We start from the raw sequence: 20,760 nt of genomic DNA on the forward strand, positions 1-20,760 counted from the left end.
AGGTTTGTTTTTAGTCCCCTCTCCCCTATGGGGAGAGGGTTAGGGTGAGGGGAGAGGGAGAAAAGATTACGAAGGCATTGCGATGGCCTGCTTCTCTTCGAGCAGTTTGTCCACCACGCCAGGATCCGCAAGCGTCGAGGTATCACCGAGGTTGCTGGTGTCACCTGCCGCGATTTTGCGCAGAATACGGCGCATAATCTTGCCGGAACGGGTTTTCGGCAGCGAGTCGGTCCAGTGCAGCACGTCCGGCGTCGCCAGCGGGCCGATCTCTTTGCGGACCCAGTTGCGCACCTCGGTATACAGCTCTGGCGACGGCTCTTCGCCGTGGTTCAGGGTGACGTAGGCGTAGATTGCCTGGCCCTTGATGTTGTGAGGAATGCCCACGACCGCCGCTTCGGCAATCTTCGGATGCGATACCAGCGCGGACTCAATCTCCGCCGTGCCCAGACGGTGGCCGGAGACGTTCAGCACGTCGTCCACGCGTCCGGTGATCCAGTAATAGCCGTCTTCATCCCGGCGCGCGCCGTCGCCGCTGAAGTACATGTTTTTAAAGGTCGAGAAGTAGGTCTGCTCGAAGCGCTCATGATCGCCGAAGAGGGTACGCGCCTGGCCCGGCCAGGAGTCTGTGATCACCAGGTTACCCTCGGTGGCCCCTTCCTGCGGGTTGCCTTCGTTATCCACCAGCGCAGGCTGCACGCCGAAGAACGGGCGGGTTGCGGAACCGGCCTTCAGCTGCGTCGCGCCCGGCATCGGGGTGATCATGAAGCCGCCGGTTTCGGTCTGCCACCAGGTGTCCATCACCGGGCATTTCTCGTTGCCGATTTTCTTCCAGTACCACTCCCAGGCTTCCGGGTTAATGGGCTCGCCCACGGAACCGAGGATGCGCAATGAGGATCGGTCGGTGCCCTCGATGGCCTTATCACCTTCTGCCATTAACGCGCGGATCGCCGTTGGCGCGGTGTAGAGAATGTTGACCTGGTGCTTGTCGACCACCTGACACATACGCGCCGGAGTCGGCCAGTTCGGTACGCCCTCAAACATCAGCGTCGTTGCGCCGCAGGCCAGCGGGCCGTAAAGCAGGTAGCTGTGGCCGGTGACCCAGCCCACGTCGGCGGTACACCAGTAAATGTCGCCCGGATGGTAATCGAAGACGTATTTAAAGGTCGTAGCCGCGTAAACCAGATAACCGCCGGTGGTGTGCAGCACGCCTTTCGGTTTACCGGTGGAGCCGGAGGTGTAAAGAATGAAGAGCGGATCTTCCGCGTTCATCTCTTCCGGCTGATGCTGGTCGCTCGCGTTTTCAATCAGGTCGCTCCACCACAGGTCACGCCCCTCGTTCCAGTCGATCTTGCCGCCGGTACGCTTGAGGACAATGACATTATTGATGGATTTTACGTTCGGGTTTTTCAGCGCTTCATCGACGTTTTTCTTCAGCGGAATACCGCGACCGGCGCGTACGCCCTCGTCGGCGGTGATCACCAGCTTCGAGTTCGAGTCAACGATGCGCCCGGCAACCGCTTCAGGGGAGAAGCCGCCGAAGATAACGGAGTGGATAGCGCCGATACGCGCACAGGCGAGCATAGCCACCGCCGCTTCCGGAACCATCGGCATGTAGATCGCCACCACGTCGCCTTTTTTAATCCCCTGGTCCAGCAGCACGTTGGCGAAGCGGCACACGTCGCGGTGCAGCTCTTTATAAGAGATGTGTTTGCTCTGAGAGGCATCGTCGCCTTCCCAGATAATGGCCGTTTCGTTGCCGCGTTCGGCAAGATGACGGTCCAGGCAGTTCGCCGCCAGGTTCAGCGTGCCGTCTTCATACCATTTAATGGAGACGTTGCCTGGCGCGAAAGAGGTGTTCTTCACCTTCTGATAAGGTTTGATCCAGTCAAGGATGTGGCCCTGCTCGCCCCAGAAGGCGTCCGGGTTGGTAACTGATTGCTGATATTTCTCGTGGTATTGCTCCGGGGTGATCAGGCAACGGTCCGCAATGTTTGCGGGAATGTCGTGTTTGTGTATTTGGCTCATGGCTTTTTTTCTCCTTGTAAGATGTTAATAATATGTCGCAAAAACGTTAATAGTAGGGGCTTTACAAGCTTTGTTTAGTATTTGGGCGACAGATCACGCATTGTCTGAAGAGTATGAAAATTGAGCGAATGAAACTTTGAAGAGAAATAATTCACGATGCCGATTATTCACATTTCTTTATAAAAAAGCGTTTTTATAACAAAAGGTTATTTATCAGAATTATGACAAACTCGCGTCATAACTGCTTTTGGTAGTGAAATGCGTCGTTCTTTAAGGCTTGCGCAACAGGTCGCGCAGATGATACTCATACGCCGCGTTAAAAAATCCCATAAACCAACGCAACACAATTCATACCCTTTCAGTATGTCTCCATATTCATGCAGTTTTGATGGTGCGGAGATTTCATTGAGGAAGTCAGTTTTTATGAAAAATTTGAAAGTCAGCCTGGCCTGGCAGATCCTGCTGGCCCTTGTGCTGGGCATCTTGTTGGGCAGTTATCTCCATTATCATAGCGACAGCCGCGAGTGGCTGATTGCGAACCTGCTTTCACCGGCAGGGGACATCTTTATTCATCTGATCAAGATGATTGTGGTGCCGATTGTGATCTCGACGCTGGTGGTCGGTATTGCGGGCGTCGGCGATGCAAAGCAGTTGGGCCGCATCGGTGCGAAAACCATTATCTATTTCGAAGTGATCACTACGGTTGCGATTATCCTCGGCATTACGCTGGCAAACGTGTTCCAGCCAGGCTCCGGGATTGATATGTCGCAGCTGGCAACGGTGGATATTTCGAAATACCAAAGTACCACCGCTGACGTGCAGAGCCATGCGCACGGCCTGATGGGCACAATCCTGTCGCTGGTGCCGACCAACATTATTGCTTCCATGGCGAAAGGCGAGATGCTGCCGATCATCTTCTTCTCGGTGCTGTTTGGCCTGGGGCTCTCCTCGCTGCCAGCGACGCACCGCGAGCCGCTGGTCACCGTGTTCCGCTCTGTCTCCGAAACCATGTTTAAAGTGACCCACATGGTGATGCGCTACGCGCCGGTAGGGGTGTTTGCGCTTATCGCCGTCACCGTGGCGAACTTCGGTTTTGCCTCCCTGTGGCCGCTGGCGAAGCTGGTGCTCCTGGTGCATTTCGCGATCCTGTTCTTCGCGCTGGTGGTGCTGGGCATTGTGGCGCGCCTGTGCGGGCTGAGCATCTGGATCCTGATTCGTATCCTTAAGGATGAGCTGATTCTGGCGTACTCGACGGCAAGCTCCGAGAGCGTGCTGCCGCGCATTATTGAGAAGATGGAAGCCTACGGCGCACCTGCCTCTATTACCAGCTTCGTGGTCCCGACCGGCTACTCCTTTAACCTCGACGGCTCAACGCTGTACCAGAGTATCGCCGCTATCTTTATCGCGCAGCTGTATGGCATTGACCTGTCGCTGTGGCAGGAGATCGTGCTGGTGCTGACGCTGATGGTGACATCCAAAGGTATCGCAGGTGTGCCGGGCGTCTCCTTCGTGGTGCTGCTGGCGACGCTGGGCAGCGTCGGTATTCCGCTGGAAGGTCTGGCGTTTATCGCCGGTGTCGACCGTATCCTCGACATGGCGCGTACCGCGCTGAACGTGGTGGGGAATGCCCTGGCGGTGCTGGTTATCGCCAAGTGGGAACACAAATTCGATCGTAAAAAAGCGCTGGCGTATGAACGCGAGGTGCTGGGTCGTTTTGATAAGACGGCTGACCAGTGATGTAACGTATTCTTCCCTCTCCCCTTTGGGGAGAGGGTTAGGGTGAGGGGATTTTACTCCCCGCTCAACGCATCAAACTCTTCACACCCCGTATCAAACCCTTCCGTACAGCTCAGGTTCAACCAGTACAGCGCTTTCTGTTTATTGGGCGTGATAAAGCCTTTCTCACCCTGCTGGAACAGCATCCCAGCCCAGTATTCCGCGTAGCCTGTACGTGACAGAGACGAACTGCGCTTAAACCATGACGCTGCCTGTACGTCATCCTGCGGCACCTCTACGCCGTTGGCATAAATCAGTCCCAGCAGCAGCTGCGCATCGACCGCCGAGTCGCTGTCGATATCTTCGGTCGCCGTTTGCAGGAGCTTGATGGCCTGAGGATAGTCGGTTTTACCCGCCTGCGTATTCACCAGAATGCGCGCCAGCATAATCGTGCCGCGATTGCTGCCTGCGATGGTGGCCTGCTGCGCCAGCGCTTTAGCCTGAGCGTAATCCCCCTGCGTAAAGAGGATCTGCGAGAGTAACCCCATGGCGTCGACATCGCCGCCTTTCGCGGCTTTCTCGGCCCACAGCGCTGCCTGCTTGCTGTCACCGGAGCTGAAGTACGTATCGGCAAGATAATACTGAGCACGGGCATCGCCGGCTTCCGCCTGCTTCTGATACTGGCTGCCTATCTCATCCGCGCGGGCGAACGACGTAAAAAATAACAACAACAGAAAAATGGCTTTCATGGATTCTTATCATCTGGGTACACGCCGCGCAGTATAATCGCGGTAGCAAAAGAAAAAAATGGGTGCATTAAGACCTCAGCATCCTACAAGCCGGGCGGAACCGTGGTTCCGCCCGGAGAGGTTAGCCTGCCACGCAGGCTAATTTCGCCGCCACCTCCTGATGTTCACTCTTTATTGAAAACTCGCAGAGCTTACCGCGAGTAATAAAGGTAAAAATCACTATCGTCAGGCAGATAATAAAGACGATACCTAACGCAGTTTTTAATGGCGTCATGCCTTTTACTCCTTGTCAAAAAAAGAATAAGAGGCTACTCTCAACCTGTTGGTTGTTGAGGGGTAGCCTCGGGTGAATGAAAATTCCCGGGGCTTTCCACTTTCTGTCCCTCAACAATGCTCAAGACAGAAAGTCTTAAGCACCCGCCGCACATCTTATCCCTCTGAATTAAAATGCAAAGATGTAATTCCATTTTGGTAAAATTACATTATTTCTGCGAGCCGCTTACCAGAATAATAATTGATATTTTTAATGTATTAAGCGGAAATAAAAAGGGAGTGAATAACTCACTCCCTTTATTCAACGATTAATTAACGGCTTCAACCCATTGCGCTTTCACGCAGCCGGGCTTTCAGCTTGTTATATTCGTCGATCACATACTGTTCCGCCGCGTGCTGATCCGCAATCGGCTCCACGTTGACGGCGCAGTATTTATACTCCGGCGTTTTGGTTATCGGGCTGAGGTTCTCCGTCACCAGCTCGTTACAGGCGCCAATCCACCACTGGTAGGTCATATAGACCGCCCCTTTGTTTGGACGGTCGCTGACCTGCGCGCGGGTAATGATGCGACCTTTGCGCGAATTGACCCACACCAGCGCTTCATCCTCAATACCAAGGCGCTTTGCGTCGGCGGTGTTGATTTGCGCATAACCCGGTTCATCAGCCAGCGCGGCGAGGGCTGCACAGTTGCCGGTCATCGAACGGCAGGAGTAGTGGCCCACTTCGCGCACGGTAGAGAGCACCATCGGATACTCGTCGGTGAGCTTATCGATTGGCGCGACCCAGTCGCAGGTGAAGAAATGCGCCAGCCCGTTCGGCGTGTCGAACTTCTCTTCAAAGAGGTACGACGTGCCCTGATCGGACTCAGACTCATCGCGGCACGGCCACTGGATGTAGCCCAGTTCACCCATTTTTTCATAGGTTGCCCCATAAAAGTCCGGACACAGGTGGCGCAACTCGTCCCAGATCTCCTGGGTGTTGTTGTAATGCATCGGATAGCCCATACGGGTGGCAATTTCGCTGATGATCTGCCAGTCGGTTTTGAGGTCCCACTTAGGCTCGACAGCCTTGAAGAAGCGCTGGAAGCCGCGATCTGCCGCCGTATAGACACCTTCATGCTCGCCCCAGGAGGTCGACGGCAGGATCACATCCGCCGCCGCCGCGGTTTTGGTCATGAAGATATCCTGGACAATCACCAGCTCCAGATCCTCAAAGCCTTTGCGCACCGCAGACAGCTCGGCATCGGTCTGGAGCGGATCTTCACCCATGATGTAGGCCGCACGCACTTCACCGTGCGCCGCGCGGTGCGGCAGCTCGCTGATGCGATAGCCGGTGTGTGCCGGCAGGCTCTCCACGCCCCAGGCCTTCGCAAACTTCTCGCGGTTTTCCGGGAACTTGACGTACTGATAGCCTGGATACGTGTCCGGCAGCGCGCCCATATCGCAGGCGCCCTGGACGTTATTCTGGCCGCGAACCGGGTTAACGCCGACGTGCGCCTTGCCCAGATTACCCGTAAGCATCGCGAGGCTCGTCAGGGAACGCACGGTTTCCACGCCCTGGTAGAACTGGGTCACGCCCATGCCCCACAGGATGGCGGCGGTTTTCGCCCCGGCATACATCCGCGCCGCCTGACGGATCTCCTGCGCGCTCACGCCGGTGATCGCTTCCACCGACTCCGGCGTATAGCCTTCGACGATTTTCCGATACTCTTCAAAGCCTTCCGTACGGCTCGCGACAAACGCCTGGTCGTACAGGTTCTCCTCAATAATGACGTGCCCCATCGCATTCAACAGCGCGATGTTCGAGCCGTTTTTCAGTGCGATGTGCATATCCGCAATGCGCGCGGTTTCAATTTTACGCGGATCGCAGACGATGATTTTCGCCCCGTTCTGTTTAGCGCGAATAACGTGATTCGCGACGATAGGGTGAGAATCCGCCGGGTTATAGCCAAAGATGAACACCAGATCGGTGTTATCTATCTCGTTGATGGCATTACTCATTGCGCCGTTACCGACCGACTGGTGCAGACCTGCAACCGATGGGCCGTGTCAAACGCGAGCGCAGCAGTCGACGTTATTGGTTCCAATAACGGCGCGCGCGAATTTTTGCATCACATAGTTGGTTTCATTCCCGGTCCCGCGTGAAGAGCCGGTGGTCTGAATCGCATCCGGGCCATACTTGGCCTTGATGGCGCTCAGGCGCGTGGCGACGTAATCCAGCGCCTCGTTCCAGGAGACGGTTTCCAGCTTGCCGCCGCGCTCGCGGCGGATCATAGGGGTTTTCAGGCGCGGGGTGAGGATTTGGGTATCGTTAATAAAATCCCAGCCGTAATACCCCTTCAGGCACAGCGTGCCCTGGTTGGTTTTCCCCTGCGCGGCTTCCGCCCGGACGATTTTGCCGTTATCGACCACCAGGTGGATCTTGCAACCTGAGGCACAATAAGGGCAAACCGTGACGACTTTTTTCATCAGTCTGCTCCAGTTATTCAAATCTTTCGCACCGACTAATGCAGCTTCTATGCCATGTTTTTAGTGTGGTTACTCCCCGGCTCTACGGTACATTCCCGGAGAAATCCCTGACGAAAAGCAGACTATCGTCAAAATTGACGTGTCGAATGAGCGGCGGATGTGACATGGGTTGAATTTCCGTCATGGAAAAACCCATTTGACTGGAGCCGACGGCAGAATGGTTCAGACTTAACATAATCCCCTGACGGAAGCATATGATGAAACCGGCGATTCTGGTGGTTGATGACGATATAGCAGTGTGTGAACTGCTGCAGGATGTGCTGAGCGAGCACGTCTTTAGCGTGCTTGTCTGCCACAACGGCCAGGACGCGCTGCGGCAGGTCCAGCAGGAGCCGGCTATCGCGCTTGTTCTGCTGGACATGATGCTGCCGGACATTAACGGCCTGCAGGTTTTGCTGCAGCTGCAAAAGCTGCGTCCGGCACTGCCGGTGGTGATGTTAACCGGGCTGGGCAGTGAATCAGACGTGGTGGTGGGGCTGGAGATGGGGGCTGACGATTATATTGGCAAGCCGTTTAATCCACGCGTGGTGGTGGCCCGGGTTAAAGCCGTGTTGCGGCGTACCGGGGCGCTGGCAGCCGAAGCGCCGATACCGCGCGCGGCGGGGATAACCTTTAACGACTGGACGCTGGACACCACCCGCTGTGAACTGATTGATCCGCAGCGTAACGTCGTGCCGCTGACTCAGGGTGAATATGGCCTGCTGTTGGCGCTCACGCAAAATGCCCGCCGGGTACTCAGCCGCGAGCAACTGCTTGAACTCACCCACAGCGAAAGTACCGAGGTGTTCGACCGCACGATTGACGTGTTGATCATGCGCCTGCGCCGGAAAATTGAAGCTAACCCGCATCAGCCTGCGCTTATCAAAACCATACGTGGGCTGGGCTACGTTTTTGCCGCCGATGTGTCTCATAGCGAGAAAGCAGCCTAGGTACTCTCTTTAATAAACAGCTTCAGCTCGTCCAGCGTTTTCGCGCCGTCAATCGCATTGGCCGCCAGCAGGCTGGCCCGCGCGCAGGCGTGCGCCAGATAAATGCTCTCCGTTAGCGTGAACGATTCATGGCAGCCGTATAAAAAGCCCGCGCAAAACGCGTCGCCCGCGCCGACGCTGCCGATTATCTCGTTCTGCTCCAGCCTCCACGACGGAACCCATTTGCCTGCTTCTCCCGGGGCTTCACCCCATGCCCCTTCCGGGCAGTGGATCACCACCCGCTGGCGAACGCCTGCCGCCAGCAGCTGCGTCGCGGCCTCGGCGATATGGGCGATGTTCAGCGCATCGTTGCCGTCGCGCATCTCCAGCCCGCTAAACTCCCCGGCTTCCAGCTCGTTAATGACCAGATAATCAAGATGGCGAAGGGCAGGGAAGACCAGCGGCTGATAGCGCGGGGCACCCTTGCGGGACACCAGATCGAGCGAGGTTTCATACCCGTACTCACGCATCTGCGCCAGCAGCCGCGCGCTGCGGGTGCCAAACTCGTCATCCGGCATGTCCAGGCTGTCGAGCAGCAGCAGGTAGCCGAGATGGAAGATCTTCATCGATCCGTCGAGACGATCGAAGGCGGGAAGATCCAGCAGGCGGTTAGCGCCCGGCGAGTGGAAAAAGGTGCGCTGTCCGCTGGGATCGGTCATCACCTGCGACATGGAGGTCGGGGCGAAGGTGGTGCGCTGCACCCGCTGGCGGTTGACGTGATACTGGTCGAGCATCGCCAGAATGTAATCCCCGTCGCCGTCTTCCCCGATCAGCCCCACCGCCTGCAGCGGCAGGCCTGCATGCATTTTCGCCAGCGTCAACAGAACGTTGAGCGGCGCGCCGCCGGTTGAGCGTTCGCTGTGGGTGATTTCCGCCAGCCAGCCGCGCTCCGGCCACTGCACGATCTGGTGGACGTGATCCACCAGCATGTTGCCTGCGGCGATGATGCCTTTGCGTTCCATTATGCCTGCCCCGCGCTGCCGAAGACGCGCATCTGCTCGGCGACCGTATCGGTTATCGCCTCTTCTATCCCCAGCAGCAGTTCGGCAAACTCATCGTACAGCGGCTGGCGGTTCGCCATACGCTGCTCAACGGCGGCGAGCGCGGCCTGCGACATGCCGGTGTAGAAGTTGATTTTATGAATGCCCAGCTCGATGGCGCGGCGGAAGTCGGCATCGCTAATCCCGGAGCCGCCGTGCAGCACCAGCGGCAGCCCCGTCTGCTGAGGAATGGCGTCCAGGCGCGGGAAATCGAGCTTCGGCTCGCCTTTGTATTTGCCGTGCGCGTTGCCGATGGCGACCGCCAGCGCGTCGATGCCGGTCTTATCGACAAATTCGCGCGCCAGCTGCGGGTCGGTAAAGCACGCTTCGTCCGCATGACCGTAGAGCGCGCCGCCTTCATCCCCGCCGACCGCGCCCAGCTCCGCCTCCACCGAGACGCCCACCGCGTGGCACATCTTCACCACTTCCCGGGTCTGGCGAATGTTCTCCTCATAGCTCAGCGTCGAGCCGTCGAACATCACCGAGCTAAACCCCAGGCGCAGGGCGCGCACGACGGCCTCGAAATGCAGGCCGTGGTCGAGATTCAGCACCACGGGAATATCGTGACGGGCGGCTTCGAACTTGACCGCTTCGACAAGCGAATCCAGGGACACATACTTAAAGTGCACTTCGGCGATGTTGATGATAAACGGCGAGCGTTCCTGCTTTGCGGCGGCAAACAGCGCGCGCAGAAAGTGGGAGTCGAGCACGTTAAACGCGCCCAGCGCGTAGCGATGTTTCCTGGCGTGCTCAAGACCGTCGGCAAGAGAAATCAGTGGCATCATTCACTCCTTATCTCCGAAACAGGTTGTACTCGTTGCACAGCACCAGCACCGCCGGTTCGTCTTCTTCGATGTTGTTATAGCGGGCAATTGGCTGTAAAAAGTGGTTGTCGTGCTCGTCGTCGTTCACAGAAGACACTTCGCCCACCAGCACGTCGCCAAACCCGCGTTCCCCCCAGAAGCTGTGATACAGGCAGGGTGTCAGACAGATGCTTTCCCCAGGCGTGAGGCGCAGCTGGCTACCGGGCGCGTGGGTTTGCCGACAGCCGTCTACCGTGACGGTCACGTCGGTGTTTTCGGTCTCCTCATGCGCGCCTGCATTCCATAACTCAATAATCAGATTCCCGCCGCCCCGGTTAATGATGTCTTCCCGCTTGCGCCAGTGAAAATGCATCGGCGTCACCTGGCCGTCGCGAACGTGCATGATTTTTTCGGCGTAGCACTTTTCATAAGGCACGCCGTTGGGCGAGCCGTTGCGCAGGGTAAACAGCGTCAGGCCCTCAGCGGCAAAGCTATTTCCGCCGAACGCCGTCACGTCCCAGCCGAGCTTGAGGTCGAACACCTCCTGCCATGCGGCCTGATCAAGCTGCTGCCATTTGGTCGGCGGAAAGCTGGCAAACGGCGGGAGATGTACGTCGTGCATGGAAAAGAACTGTCGCGTGTGGCCGAGAATTTCATTGATGTCGGAGCGTTTCATGGGGACTCCTGGCATTATGTGCAAAACGTACCCCTCATCCTAACCCTCTCCCCTTTGGGGAGAGGGCCGGGGTGAGGGGTGTTATTTAACCGTCCACCCCTTATACGTGCCGACGTTCTTTTTATCGATCATCGTCACCGGGATCAGCACAGGCTCTTTCGGCGCAGGTTTGCCCTGCAGAATGTCATAGCCGATCTCCACCGCCTTCGCCGCCATCACCTGCGGATCCTGCGCTGGCGTCGCCACAAACAGGGAGTTTTCGCGCTTCAGCGCCTCTTCACCGTCCGGGGAACCGTCCACGCCGACGATAAAGAACTCGTTGCGCTGGGCCTGTTTCGCTGCCAGATCGGCACCGATCGCCGTCGGATCGTTAATCGCAAATACGCCGTCGATCTTCGGATTGGCCGCCAGCAGGGAGGTCATGACTTCCAGTCCGCCTTCACGACTGCCCTTGGCGTTTTGGTTATCCGAGAGCACCTTGATATCCGGATGTTTTTTGAATTCCGTCTGGCAGCCTTCCACACGGTTCTGCACCGCAGAGACCGGTGGTCCGTTGATGATCACCACGTTGCCTTTGCCTTTCAGGCGGTCGGTAATGTACTTACAGGCCATCTCCCCCGCCTGGGTGTTATCGGAGGTGATGGTTGCATCGGCCCCTTCCGCCGCCACGTCCACCGCCACGACCACGATCCCCGCCTCTTTGGCGCGCTTCACCGCCGGGCCGATCCCTTTGGAGTCCGCGGCGTTGAGGATGATCATGTCCACCTTCGCGGCGATGAAGTTATCGATCTGCGACACCTGCTGGCCCAGATCGTAACCGCTGGAGACCAGCGTCACCTTGACGTTATCGCCAGCCAGCTTGCGTGCTTCCAGCTCGGCACCTTTGGTGATCTGCACGAAGAACGGGTTAGCCAGGTCGCCCACCGTCACGCCGATGGACTTCAGATCTTTTGCCTGCGCAAACGGCGTTGCGGCCAGCAGCGCGCCAGCACAGAGCGCGGTCACTAAGGGTTTCAAACGCATCTTGTCTTCCTCGCTTGTAGGGTATTGTTGTTATGCACTTTGATGGTGTCGTGTACGGTATTTGTCGATCAGCACCGCTATGATGATCACCGCCCCTTTGATCACCAGCTGCCAGAAGTAGGAGACGCCCATCAGCGTCATGCCGTTGTTGAGGGTGGCGATGATCAGCGCCCCCACCAGCGTGCCGGTGATCGTGCCGATCCCGCCGACGAAGCTGGTGCCGCCGAGGATCACCGCCGCAATCGCATCCAGCTCATAACCCGTGCCGAGGTTGCCGTTGGCGCTGTAGAGGCGCGAGGCGCTCATGACGCCGCCGAGACCTGAGAGCAGGCCGCTCATGCCATAAACAAACAGCAGCACCAGCCAGACCTTGATGCCCGTTAAGCGCGCCGCCTGCATGTTGCCGCCGACCGCGTAGATATGAACGCCGAGCGTGGTGCGGCGCAGGATAAACCAGCACACCGCAATGACCGCCAGGGCAATGACCACCAGCCACGGAATGGGGCCGAGATAGTTATTGCCGATCCACTCGAAGCTGATGTTGGAGTTAATCACCGTGGTACCGTCCGCCAGCAGGTAGGCCGCGCCGCGCAGCGCCGTATAGGTGCCGAGCGTGACGATAAACGGCGGCAGCCCGGCGAAGGCCACCAGCGCGCCGTTGAACAGCCCCAGCACCATGCCGAGCATCAGCGCCGCCGGAATGGAGAGCATCGCAAATTCAGGGATAAGCGAGACCACCATCGCCGCCACCGCCGTGGTGCCCAGAATCGAGCCCACGGAGAGGTCAATCCCGCCGGTTAAGATGATGAAGGTCATCCCCGCCGCCAGCACAATGTTGATCGACGCCTGACGGGTAATGTTGAGCAAGTTACTTTCGGTAAAGAAGTTGGGCGCGATAAAGCCAAATACCGCCACAATCAGGATTAAAATCGGCAAAATGCCGACCGTTTGCATCAGATCGCTCATCAGCATTTTTTTGGCGGAGGCGGATTTCGCCACCTGCTGCGGATGGGTTGGAGTTGTCATGATTGCACCGCCTGATGATGTGTGTCGTTCACGCCGGTTGCCAGCGTCATAATGTTTTCCTGAGAGATGTCGCGCCCGTGCAGTTCACCCGCTATGCTGCCTTCCCGCATCACGTAGACCCGGTCGCTCATCCCCACCACTTCCGGCAGCTCGCTGGAGATCATCAGAATCGCCACCCCCTTGCGCGCCATCTGGTTCATGATGCGGTAGATCTCGCTTTTCGCGCCGACGTCCACCCCGCGCGTGGGTTCGTCGAGAATCAGAATGCGCGGACCAATCGCCACCCAGCGGGAGATCAGAAGCTTTTGCTGGTTGCCGCCGGAGAGCCCGCCCGCGCGCACCTGAGAATGGGGTACGCGGATGTTGAGCAGGGCGATAGCATCATCGGAAATAGATTGGGCTTTTTTGCGGTTTAACATGCCGAAGGTGGCGTCGCGCTCCAGCGTCGCCATGGTGATGTTCTCCTGCGCCGCCAGCTCCAGAAACAGCCCTTGCTCCTTGCGGTTCTCGGTAAGAAAACCGATGCCATTTTCAATGGCCGCGCGCGGGGAGTGGATGACCACCGGTTCGCCGTCCACCTCAATCATCCCGCCGGTGGCCTTGCGCACGCCGAAGATCAACTGCGCCAGCTCGGAGCGCCCGGCCCCGACCAGGCCCGCGAGCCCGACGATTTCGCCGGAGCGCACCTGCAGGCTGCACGGCAGCACTTTTTTACCGTCGGTGAGGTGGTGCACGTTCAGACGCGGGCTGCCGAGGGGAATATCGCGCTCTTTGTTAAACAGATCGCTGAGCGGACGGCCCACCATCATTTTCACCAGCTCGGAGGCGTTGAGCTTGTCACGCGTCAGGCTGCCGACGTACTGCCCGTCGCGCAGAACGCTCACGCGGTCAGAGAGTTCATACACTTCCGCCATGCGGTGGCTGATATAGATAATCGCCATGCCTTCATCGCGCAGGCGCAAAATCAGTTCGAACAGGCGGTGGGTTTCGCGGGAGGAGAGGGCGGCGGTGGGTTCGTCCATCACCAGGATGCGGCTGTTGCGGTGCAGCGCGCGGGCGATTTCCACCTGCTGCTGCTCGGCGATGGTCAGCTTCATCACCAGGTCGGTGGCGCTGAACTGCGCGCCGAGACGGTCAATCACCGCCTGCGCCTGGGCGGCCATCTCCTTGCGCTGCACCAGCCCGCCGCGCGACAGCTCGCTGCCGAGGAAGATATTTTCCGCGACGGTCAGATTGGGGGCGAGCTGCATCTCCTGGTAAATCAGGGTAATGCCAGCGGCCAGCGCGTCCTTCGGCCCTTTGATGTGAAACGGCTGGCCGTCGATCAGGATCTCGCCGCCGGTGGCGGTATAGGCTCCCGCGAGGATCTTCATCAGCGTGCTTTTCCCTGCGCCGTTTTCCCCCATCAGCGCGTGGATCTCACCGGGGAAGACCGTCAAATCTACACCCTTGAGCGCGTGAAAATTGCCGAAGGTTTTGGCAATGTGGCGCATCTCTAAAACCGGGGTTCTGCTCATGGCGGATCTCCTGTGAACGTCGATATCTGCACTTCATCACAGGTGCGTAAATGCAAAATGTCAGAAGCTGTTCATATTTGTCATAGTTATGAATAGCGAATGTGGATCACAGTTACGGAGTCAACATGTCTTCACGCCCCCCGTTCTTCACCAGCGCCCGCGGTCGCCTGCTGATATTTAATCTGCTGGTGGTGGCGGTAACGCTGATGGTGAGCGGCGTGGCGGTGCTCGGCTTTCGTCATGCCAGCCAGATCCAGGAGCAGGTCCAACAGCAAACGCTGGACGACATGACCGGGAGCATGAACCTCGCGCGCGACACGGCCAACGTGGCAACGGCGGCGGTGCGGCTTTCGCAGGTGGTAGGGGCGCTGGAGTACAAAGGCGAGGCCGAGCGGCTGAAGCAGATGCAAACGGCGCTGCGCCGCTCGCTGGAACAGCTGGCGGATGCCCCGCTGGCGCAGCAGGAGCCGGCGCTGGTGGCGCGGATTATTCGCAGAAGCAATGAATTACAGCAAAGCGTAACGGGGATGCTGGAGCGTGGGCAAAAGCGGCATCTTGAGCGTAACGCGCTGCTGAGCTCGCTCTATCAAAGCCAGAGCTATTTACGCCATCTGCAGGACATCAATCGCCGCTTCGGCAGCAACGTGCCGGACGCGCGGCAGCTGATGGAGATGGATCGGCTGATCGCGGCCGCGATTGATACACCTTCGCCGCGTGCTACCGTTCAGCAGCTGGACGCCGTGACCGCCACGCTGCCCCGAAGCGCCATACAGCCGGTCGTGGAGGGCGTTCTGCCCGATTTTAACGCCGAGCTGCGCAAGCTTGCCCCGCTGTCGAAGCAGCTGGAGGAGAGCGATCTGTCCATCAGCTGGTATATGTTCCACATTAAGGCGCTGGTGGCGATCCTTAATAGCGATATTAATCAGTATGTTGAGCAGGTGGCGCAGGCTTCCCGGCTTCGCACGGCCCAGAGCCATCACGAGTTGCAATCTATTAGCGTGTTTATCAGCATCTTCGCCGTGCTGGCGCTGATCATCACCGGCTGCGCCTGCTGGTATATCTACCGCAATCTGGGCTCCAACCTGACGGCCATCTCCCGGGCGATGTCGCGACTTGCCCACGGTGAACAGGATGTGTCGGTGCCCGCCCTTCAGCGGCGCGACGAGCTGGGCGAGCTGGCGCGCGCGTTTAACGTGTTTGCCCGCAACACCGCCTCGCTTGAACACACCACGCGTCTGCTGAAAGAGAAAACCACGCAGATGGAGATCGACCGCATCGAGCGTCAGGGGCTGGAAGAGGCGCTGCTGCACAGCCAGAAGATGAAGGCCGTCGGACAGCTGACCGGCGGGCTGGCGCATGATTTTAACAACCTGCTGGCGGTGATTATCGGCAGCCTCGAGCTTACCGACCCTGAATCAAACGACGCGCCGCGCATTACCCGTGCGCTGAAGGCAGCCGAACGCGGCGCGCTGCTGACCCAGCGACTGCTGGCGTTTTCCCGCAAACAGTCCCTGACGCCGCATGCGGTAGAGATGCTGCCCCTGCTGGAAAACCTCCGTGAACTGATGCGCCACTCGCTGCCCGCCACGCTTACCCTGGAGATTGAAGCGCAAACCCCGGCATGGCCCGCGTGGATTGACGTCAGCCAGCTGGAAAATGCCATTATCAACCTGGTGATGAACGCCCGGGATGCGATGGAAGGCCAGAGCGGGGCGATCAAAATTCGCACCTGGAACCAGCGCGTGACCCGCAGCGACGGACGCAGGCAGGATATGGTGGCGCTGGAGGTCATCGACCGCGGCAGCGGGATGTCGCAGGAGGTGAAGTCCAGGGTTTTTGAACCGTTTTTCACCACCAAGCAGACCGGAAGCGGCAGCGGGCTGGGCCTGTCGATGGTGTACGGTTTTGTGCGTCAGTCCGGGGGGCGGGTAGAGATCGAAAGCGCGCCGGGACAGGGAACGACCGTGCGGCTTCATCTCCCGCGTTCTATGCTGCCCGCCGCTGCAGATGATGAAGCGCTGTCAGCCACCGCCTCCGTCGATAGCGAGCGGCTGGTGCTGGTGCTGGAAGATGAGGCTGACGTTCGCCAGACCCTGTGCGAGCAGCTGCATCAGCTTGGCTACCTGACGCTCGAAGCGGACAACGGTGAACAGGCGCTGAGCATGCTGGAGGCGTCCCCGGATATTGGCGTGTTTATCAGCGATCTGATGTTGCCCGGAAGCCTGAGCGGGGCTGAGGTGATTAACCATGTGCGCAGTCATTATCCGCAGCTTCCGGTGCTGCTGATTAGCGGCCAGGATTTGCGACCCGCGCATAACCCTCAGCTGCCGGACGTTCAGTTGTTGCGTAAGCCGTTTACCCGCCAGCAACTGGCGCAGGCGCTGCGGAAGGTCACGGTAATTTGAGATTCCTCCGCTACCCTGGAACAATGCCATTCATTACCGTAAGGCCAGTTCACCTGCGAGTCTGGCCTTATGAAACGTTACTCTACCGCTCTGTTATTTGGTCTGCTGTCACTCACCAGCCAACTGGCGCATGCCGATGTGATTGATGACGCCATTGGCAATATTCAGCAGGCGATCAACGACGCCTATAACCCCAGCAGCAGCCGTAATGACGATGACGACGATCGTTACGACCGCAGCCGTCAAATCGATAGCCGACAGTACGACGATCGCCGTCGGCAGCTTGAAGACAGACGCCGCCGTTTAGATGAGCGTCAGCGTCAGTTAGATGACGATCGCCGTCGATTAGAAGAGGATGAGCGCAGGTTAGAGGACGATTACGATCGAGGCTAAGTGTGGCCTGTTGCCCTCACCCCGACCCTCTCCCACGGGAGAGGGGGAAAACCTAATCCAATACCAGCACCATCCCGTCATATCCCGCTTCAATGCCGTCCGGCAGCGGATTATCCATCATCCACTCGTCAAACTGATGGCTGATGTGCGTCAGGATCACCTGCGGGCAGCCAATCACCTCGTTCAGCGCAACCACGGTGTTTAAATCACAATGGTTGCGCGGGATCTCGTCGCGCGGTTCATGGCTGCAGTCGATGATTATCGCCTGCGGCTGGTTGTTGAGCAGAAACGTCACCGTTTTTTCCGGCAGCCCGGCGGTATCAGAGAGCCACGCCACGCGGCTGTGGGCGGACTCCAGCAGATATCCGAAGGTCAGTTTTGAATGGTTGAGCGGCAGCGGCGTGACCCGCAGCCCCTGAAGGTCAAACATCACAAACGGTTCGACCGTGTGGCTGAAATCCAGGATCCCGGGGTGTTTAAACAGGTCGTCACACCCTGCGTCGTCAGGCGGGCCGTAGACCGGGATGGTTGCGCCCACGCCCCAGCGCAGCGGGAACAGCCCCTGGACGTGATCCATATGGTAGTGCGTGAGCAAAAACTGTCGGAAGCTGCCTGCAGGCCAGTCGTCCATCAGGTGCGGAATGCCCGCGTCCAGCAGGGTGACCGCATCGTTGAATTTGACCACTGCGCTGCAGGGGCGACGGCGATAGTTGTCCTGCAGGCGCGCCCGGCGGCAGGCCGCGCAGTCGCAGCCAAAGACCGGCACCAGCTGGGCACCGCCGGTGCCCGTTAACGTAATCGTCAGACTCATCTCACACCTCTACAGCGGTTTGGTGAATCGAAAATGGCTCTGCGTATATCCCTCACGAACGTAAAAACGGTGCGCGTCCGTGCGCGTCACGCTGGTGGAGAGTTCGGTCAACTCCGCGCCCGCCTGCCGCGCAACGTCTTCCGCCCAGGCCAGCAGCTGGCTGCCCACCTTTAACCCGCGCGCCTGCGGCATCACCACCAGCTCCTGGATCTCGCCGATCCAGCGCGCGTGGTGCAGGTGAAACTGCATGTGCAGACCGATCATGCCGACGACATGCCCGTCCAGCTCAGCAAGCTGGTAGCGCATGTTGTGATCCTGAAGGTTGGCAAGAAATCCGGCGTGAAACGCCTGATGGTCAAATTCACACTGCTTAAGCTCGCAAATCAGAGCGTAAACGATCGGCGCATCGTCGGCGGTGGCGGGGCGAAGCGGGCAGTCAGGCATGCTGTTTCTCCTTCAGGCGGATCAGCGTTAAAAAGGTCTCGACTGACTGTAGCAAACTTCCGTCGTTATTGAGGACGTGACAGCCCGACGGGGTGTAGCGCGCCGCGCGCTCAAGGCGCTGGTCTATCTCACGCGCATTTTCCCGCCCCCGGCTTTGCAGTCGGCTGCGCAGGATATCCGGGGAAACCTGCAGGCAGACCGGTAGCAGCGCCGCTTCATACCGGGCTTTTGCCTGCGGAAGATGCGCGCGCGAGCCGTTAACCAGCACGTCGAAGCCCGCGTGCAGCCAGAGGTCGATCTCGATGCCGACGCCGTAATAAAAGCCGTTCGCGTGCCAGCTCAGCGCCAGCAGATTTTGCCCGGCGCGGGTAAAAAACTCCTGCTCGCTCAGGGCGATATGGTTTTCACTGCCAGCGTTAGCCGCGCGGGTAATGTAGCGATGCGCCACCAGCAGCTGTGAATGTTCCCGCTGCCGTAACGCCGACAGCAGGCTGTCTTTTCCCGAGCCGGACGGGCCCATTAACCAGATGAGTCTTCCCATCAGAACACCCTTTTTCCCTGACGCCAGACGTGGTCGATATGAACGTGCTCGCCCTTGCGGTGCGCCAGCACCAGGTCTGCCCGTTTGCCTTCGGCAATCTCACCACGGTCGTGAAGATTGAGCGCGTTGGCCGGGTTTTTGGTCACCAGTCGAATGGCTTGCGGCAACGTGAAGCGGTTGACCTCGTCGTCCGCCACCCGGAAGGCCGCGTCCAGCAGGCTGGCGGGGTAGTAGTCAGACGAGAGAATATCCAGCAGGCCGAGGGCAGCGAGCTTGCTTGCCGCCACGTTGCCGGAGTGCGATCCGCCGCGCACGATGTTCGGCGCGCCCATCAGCACGTTCATGCCGTGCTGGCGCGACGCCTCTGCCGCTTCGAACGTGGTGGGAAATTCGGCAATCACGCTACCAAGCTGGTGGGATTCGCGCACATGATCGTGCGTGGCGTCGTCATGGCTGGCCAGCGCGATATTCCGGTCCCGGCACATCGCGGCAATCTTAAGGCGGTTGGGCTGCGACCACCGGGCCGCCAACGCCAGTTGCTCTTCTTCGTAGCGCGCCATCTCCGCATCGTTGAGCGAGTATTTGCCCTGATAGTATTCGCGGTACTTCTCAATGTTGGCGAACTGGCGCTGTCCCGGCGAGTGGTCCATCAGAGAGACCAGCGAGACCGGCTCGCGCCCGACCAGCTTTTCAAACAGCGGCAGGGTGGTGTGGTGCGGGAGCTCGCAGCGCAGGTGTAAGCGGTGTTCGGCGCGGTTAAGGCCACGCTTTTGCGTCTCCTCCACGGCGTTGATCATCTTCTCCAGATTCTCCAGGCGATCGCCGCCGTCGCGCACGTCGCCGATCGCCACCGCATCCAGAACGGTAGTGATACCGCTGGCGACCATCAGCGCGTCGTGGCTGCTCATCGCCGAATGGGCGGGCCAGTCCACCTTCGGGCGCGGGGTGAAGAATTTGTCCAGATTATCGGTATGCAGCTCAATCAGCCCCGGCAGCAGCCAGCCGCCTTCGCCGTCCATCGCCTCCGGTGAGCGGCTCTGGGTTTCGGCAAAGGCGCGAATAACGCCGTCCTGGATTTCAACCGAACCCTTTACGACCTCATTTTCCAGAACCAGCCTGACGTTATTGATAATCATGCGTTTGTCCCCATCGGGTGCAATCTGTCCGCCACGCGGGTGCGTACGGCGTCGTCGTGAAAGATCCCGACGATCGCTGCACCCCGCGCTTTGGCCTGTTCGATCAGCGCTATCACCGCTGCGCTGTTTTTAGCGTCGAGCGAGGCGGTGGGTTCATCCAGCAGTAAAATCGGATAATCAACGATAAATCCGCGCGCGATGTTCACGCGCTGCTGCTCGCCGCCGGAAAAGGTCGACGGGGCGAGGTGCCACAGGCGCTCGGGCACGTTCAGGCGCGTCAGCAGGCTGGCGGCTTTGGCGGCGCAGGTTTCGCGCGGCACGCCGAGATCGAGCAGCGGCTGCATCACCACGTCCAGGGCGGAGATCCGCGGGATCACCCGCAGAAACTGGCTGACCCAGCCGATCGTCGTGCGGCGCACTTCCAGCACCTTGCGCGCCGGGGCTTGTACCAGATCGACCCATTCATCATTGTGGCGAATGCGGATGTGGCCTTCGTCCGGCAGGTAGTTGGCGTACAGGGAGCGCAGCAGGGTGGATTTACCGCTGCCGGAGTGGCCGTGCAGCACCACGCATTCGCCCTGATTCACCTCTAACGAGGCGTTTTGCAGCACCGGCAGGCGCACGCCGTTCTGCTGGTGGAGCACAAAGGTCTTACTCACGTTTTCTACGCGGATCATGTTGGCCT

19 protein-coding genes are annotated in these 20,760 nt (G+C 58.9%); 4 read left to right on the forward strand and 15 right to left on the reverse strand.

The window, feature by feature from the left end; translation table 11 throughout:
* Window positions 1-66 precede the first annotated feature (66 nt).
* Window positions 67-2,025 carry an acetate--CoA ligase gene (gene acs, locus D5066_RS16750; protein ID WP_119916571.1) on the reverse strand — a complete coding sequence of 653 codons (1,959 nt, stop codon included), beginning with the start codon at window positions 2,023-2,025 and terminating at the stop codon, window positions 67-69.
* Between the two features lie 423 nt (window positions 2,026-2,448).
* Here acs and gltP point away from each other — a divergent pair, with 423 nt between their 5' ends.
* Window positions 2,449-3,762, forward strand: coding sequence for a glutamate/aspartate:proton symporter GltP (gene gltP / locus D5066_RS16755; protein ID WP_080329984.1), 1,314 nt, complete (start codon window positions 2,449-2,451; stop codon window positions 3,760-3,762).
* A 53-nt stretch (window positions 3,763-3,815) separates the two neighbouring features.
* On the opposite strand, the gene D5066_RS16760 is transcribed toward gltP, so the two are convergent.
* From D5066_RS16760 to fdhF, 3 genes are all read right to left on the reverse strand, one after another.
* Window positions 3,816-4,490 (reverse strand): tetratricopeptide repeat protein, encoded by a 675-nt coding sequence (locus tag D5066_RS16760; protein WP_119916572.1) that lies wholly within the window; start codon window positions 4,488-4,490, stop codon window positions 3,816-3,818.
* 121 nt (window positions 4,491-4,611) lie between these two features.
* Window positions 4,612-4,764: a Hok/Gef family protein gene (locus tag D5066_RS16765; RefSeq protein ID WP_080329986.1), complete on the reverse strand. Its 153-nt coding sequence runs from the start codon at window positions 4,762-4,764 to the stop codon at window positions 4,612-4,614.
* A 320-nt stretch (window positions 4,765-5,084) separates the two neighbouring features.
* Entirely contained in the window at window positions 5,085-7,232 is a 2,148-nt protein-coding gene (fdhF, locus tag D5066_RS16770; RefSeq protein WP_119916573.1) for a formate dehydrogenase subunit alpha, read from the reverse strand.
* Between the two features lie 257 nt (window positions 7,233-7,489).
* Between fdhF and D5066_RS16775 the strand changes: the two genes are divergently transcribed.
* The gene (locus D5066_RS16775) at window positions 7,490-8,221 is read left to right on the forward strand and encodes a response regulator (RefSeq protein WP_119916593.1); all 732 of its coding nucleotides are present in this window, start codon (window positions 7,490-7,492) and stop codon (window positions 8,219-8,221) included.
* On the opposite strand, the gene D5066_RS16780 is transcribed toward D5066_RS16775, so the two are convergent.
* From D5066_RS16780 to D5066_RS16805, 6 genes are all read right to left on the reverse strand, one after another.
* Window positions 8,218-9,225: a carbohydrate kinase family protein gene (locus tag D5066_RS16780; RefSeq protein ID WP_119916574.1), complete on the reverse strand. Its 1,008-nt coding sequence runs from the start codon at window positions 9,223-9,225 to the stop codon at window positions 8,218-8,220. The two genes, D5066_RS16775 and D5066_RS16780, sit on opposite strands and share 4 nt — an antisense overlap.
* Window positions 9,222-10,082 (reverse strand): ketose 1,6-bisphosphate aldolase, encoded by an 861-nt coding sequence (locus tag D5066_RS16785; RefSeq protein WP_119916575.1) that lies wholly within the window; start codon window positions 10,080-10,082, stop codon window positions 9,222-9,224. The genes D5066_RS16780 and D5066_RS16785 overlap by 4 nt, the downstream gene beginning before the upstream one ends.
* Before the next feature lie 10 nt (window positions 10,083-10,092).
* Window positions 10,093-10,779, reverse strand: a complete 687-nt coding sequence (locus D5066_RS16790; protein ID WP_080329990.1) for a D-lyxose/D-mannose isomerase — start codon at window positions 10,777-10,779, stop codon at window positions 10,093-10,095.
* An 81-nt stretch (window positions 10,780-10,860) separates the two neighbouring features.
* Window positions 10,861-11,802, reverse strand: coding sequence for an ABC transporter substrate-binding protein (locus D5066_RS16795; RefSeq protein ID WP_028015197.1), 942 nt, complete (start codon window positions 11,800-11,802; stop codon window positions 10,861-10,863).
* Window positions 11,803-11,832: 30 nt separating this feature from the next.
* On the reverse strand, window positions 11,833-12,828 hold the full coding sequence (locus tag D5066_RS16800; protein WP_023310077.1) for an ABC transporter permease subunit: 996 nt from the start codon (window positions 12,826-12,828) through the stop codon (window positions 11,833-11,835).
* Entirely contained in the window at window positions 12,825-14,345 is a 1,521-nt protein-coding gene (locus D5066_RS16805; protein WP_119916576.1) for a sugar ABC transporter ATP-binding protein, read from the reverse strand. The genes D5066_RS16800 and D5066_RS16805 overlap by 4 nt, the downstream gene beginning before the upstream one ends.
* 125 nt (window positions 14,346-14,470) lie before the next feature.
* Between D5066_RS16805 and D5066_RS16810 the strand changes: the two genes are divergently transcribed.
* Together D5066_RS16810 and yjdP are read left to right on the forward strand one after the other, a co-directional pair.
* Window positions 14,471-16,750 (forward strand): ATP-binding protein, encoded by a 2,280-nt coding sequence (locus tag D5066_RS16810; RefSeq protein ID WP_119916577.1) that lies wholly within the window; start codon window positions 14,471-14,473, stop codon window positions 16,748-16,750.
* Window positions 16,751-16,819: 69 nt separating this feature from the next.
* Window positions 16,820-17,143 (forward strand): DDRRRQL repeat protein YjdP, encoded by a 324-nt coding sequence (yjdP, locus tag D5066_RS16815; protein WP_047362632.1) that lies wholly within the window; start codon window positions 16,820-16,822, stop codon window positions 17,141-17,143.
* Between the two features lie 52 nt (window positions 17,144-17,195).
* On the opposite strand, the gene phnP is transcribed toward yjdP, so the two are convergent.
* The 5 genes from phnP to phnL are packed head-to-tail and all read right to left on the reverse strand — an operon-like array spanning window position 17,196 to window position 20,752.
* Complete coding sequence (phnP, locus tag D5066_RS16820; RefSeq protein ID WP_119916578.1) at window positions 17,196-17,954, reverse strand: phosphonate metabolism protein PhnP; 759 nt, start codon at window positions 17,952-17,954, stop codon at window positions 17,196-17,198.
* A gap of 9 nt (window positions 17,955-17,963) precedes the next feature.
* The gene (phnO, locus tag D5066_RS16825; RefSeq protein WP_119916579.1) at window positions 17,964-18,398 is read right to left on the reverse strand and encodes an aminoalkylphosphonate N-acetyltransferase; all 435 of its coding nucleotides are present in this window, start codon (window positions 18,396-18,398) and stop codon (window positions 17,964-17,966) included.
* Window positions 18,391-18,942: a ribose 1,5-bisphosphokinase gene (gene phnN, locus D5066_RS16830; RefSeq protein ID WP_119916580.1), complete on the reverse strand. Its 552-nt coding sequence runs from the start codon at window positions 18,940-18,942 to the stop codon at window positions 18,391-18,393. The genes phnO and phnN overlap by 8 nt, the downstream gene beginning before the upstream one ends.
* Entirely contained in the window at window positions 18,939-20,075 is a 1,137-nt protein-coding gene (gene phnM / locus D5066_RS16835; protein ID WP_119916581.1) for an alpha-D-ribose 1-methylphosphonate 5-triphosphate diphosphatase, read from the reverse strand. The genes phnN and phnM overlap by 4 nt, the downstream gene beginning before the upstream one ends.
* Window positions 20,072-20,752: a phosphonate C-P lyase system protein PhnL gene (gene phnL / locus D5066_RS16840; RefSeq protein WP_080329999.1), complete on the reverse strand. Its 681-nt coding sequence runs from the start codon at window positions 20,750-20,752 to the stop codon at window positions 20,072-20,074. Before phnL ends, phnM begins: the two co-directional genes overlap by 4 nt.
* Window positions 20,753-20,760: the final 8 nt, after the last annotated feature.

This window comes from Enterobacter chuandaensis (assembly GCF_003594915.1).
GTDB classification, from domain to species: Bacteria; Pseudomonadota; Gammaproteobacteria; order Enterobacterales; family Enterobacteriaceae; genus Enterobacter; species Enterobacter chuandaensis.

What these genes read in the sequence shown, in the direction of transcription:
- acs (WP_119916571.1), bottom strand. Translation starts at nt 2,025, where the DNA reads ATGAGCCAAATACACAAACACGACATTCCCGCAAACATTGCGGACCGT.
- gltP (WP_080329984.1), top strand. Translation starts at nt 2,449, where the DNA reads ATGAAAAATTTGAAAGTCAGCCTGGCCTGGCAGATCCTGCTGGCCCTT.
- D5066_RS16760 (WP_119916572.1), bottom strand. Translation starts at nt 4,490, where the DNA reads ATGAAAGCCATTTTTCTGTTGTTGTTATTTTTTACGTCGTTCGCCCGC.
- D5066_RS16765 (WP_080329986.1), bottom strand. Translation starts at nt 4,764, where the DNA reads ATGACGCCATTAAAAACTGCGTTAGGTATCGTCTTTATTATCTGCCTG.
- D5066_RS16775 (WP_119916593.1), top strand. Translation starts at nt 7,490, where the DNA reads ATGAAACCGGCGATTCTGGTGGTTGATGACGATATAGCAGTGTGTGAA.
- D5066_RS16785 (WP_119916575.1), bottom strand. Translation starts at nt 10,082, where the DNA reads ATGCCACTGATTTCTCTTGCCGACGGTCTTGAGCACGCCAGGAAACAT.
- D5066_RS16790 (WP_080329990.1), bottom strand. Translation starts at nt 10,779, where the DNA reads ATGAAACGCTCCGACATCAATGAAATTCTCGGCCACACGCGACAGTTC.
- D5066_RS16795 (WP_028015197.1), bottom strand. Translation starts at nt 11,802, where the DNA reads ATGCGTTTGAAACCCTTAGTGACCGCGCTCTGTGCTGGCGCGCTGCTG.
- D5066_RS16800 (WP_023310077.1), bottom strand. Translation starts at nt 12,828, where the DNA reads ATGACAACTCCAACCCATCCGCAGCAGGTGGCGAAATCCGCCTCCGCC.
- D5066_RS16805 (WP_119916576.1), bottom strand. Translation starts at nt 14,345, where the DNA reads ATGAGCAGAACCCCGGTTTTAGAGATGCGCCACATTGCCAAAACCTTC.
- D5066_RS16810 (WP_119916577.1), top strand. Translation starts at nt 14,471, where the DNA reads ATGTCTTCACGCCCCCCGTTCTTCACCAGCGCCCGCGGTCGCCTGCTG.
- yjdP (WP_047362632.1), top strand. Translation starts at nt 16,820, where the DNA reads ATGAAACGTTACTCTACCGCTCTGTTATTTGGTCTGCTGTCACTCACC.
- phnP (WP_119916578.1), bottom strand. Translation starts at nt 17,954, where the DNA reads ATGAGTCTGACGATTACGTTAACGGGCACCGGCGGTGCCCAGCTGGTG.
- phnO (WP_119916579.1), bottom strand. Translation starts at nt 18,398, where the DNA reads ATGCCTGACTGCCCGCTTCGCCCCGCCACCGCCGACGATGCGCCGATC.
- phnM (WP_119916581.1), bottom strand. Translation starts at nt 20,075, where the DNA reads ATGATTATCAATAACGTCAGGCTGGTTCTGGAAAATGAGGTCGTAAAG.
- phnL (WP_080329999.1), bottom strand. Translation starts at nt 20,752, where the DNA reads ATGATCCGCGTAGAAAACGTGAGTAAGACCTTTGTGCTCCACCAGCAG.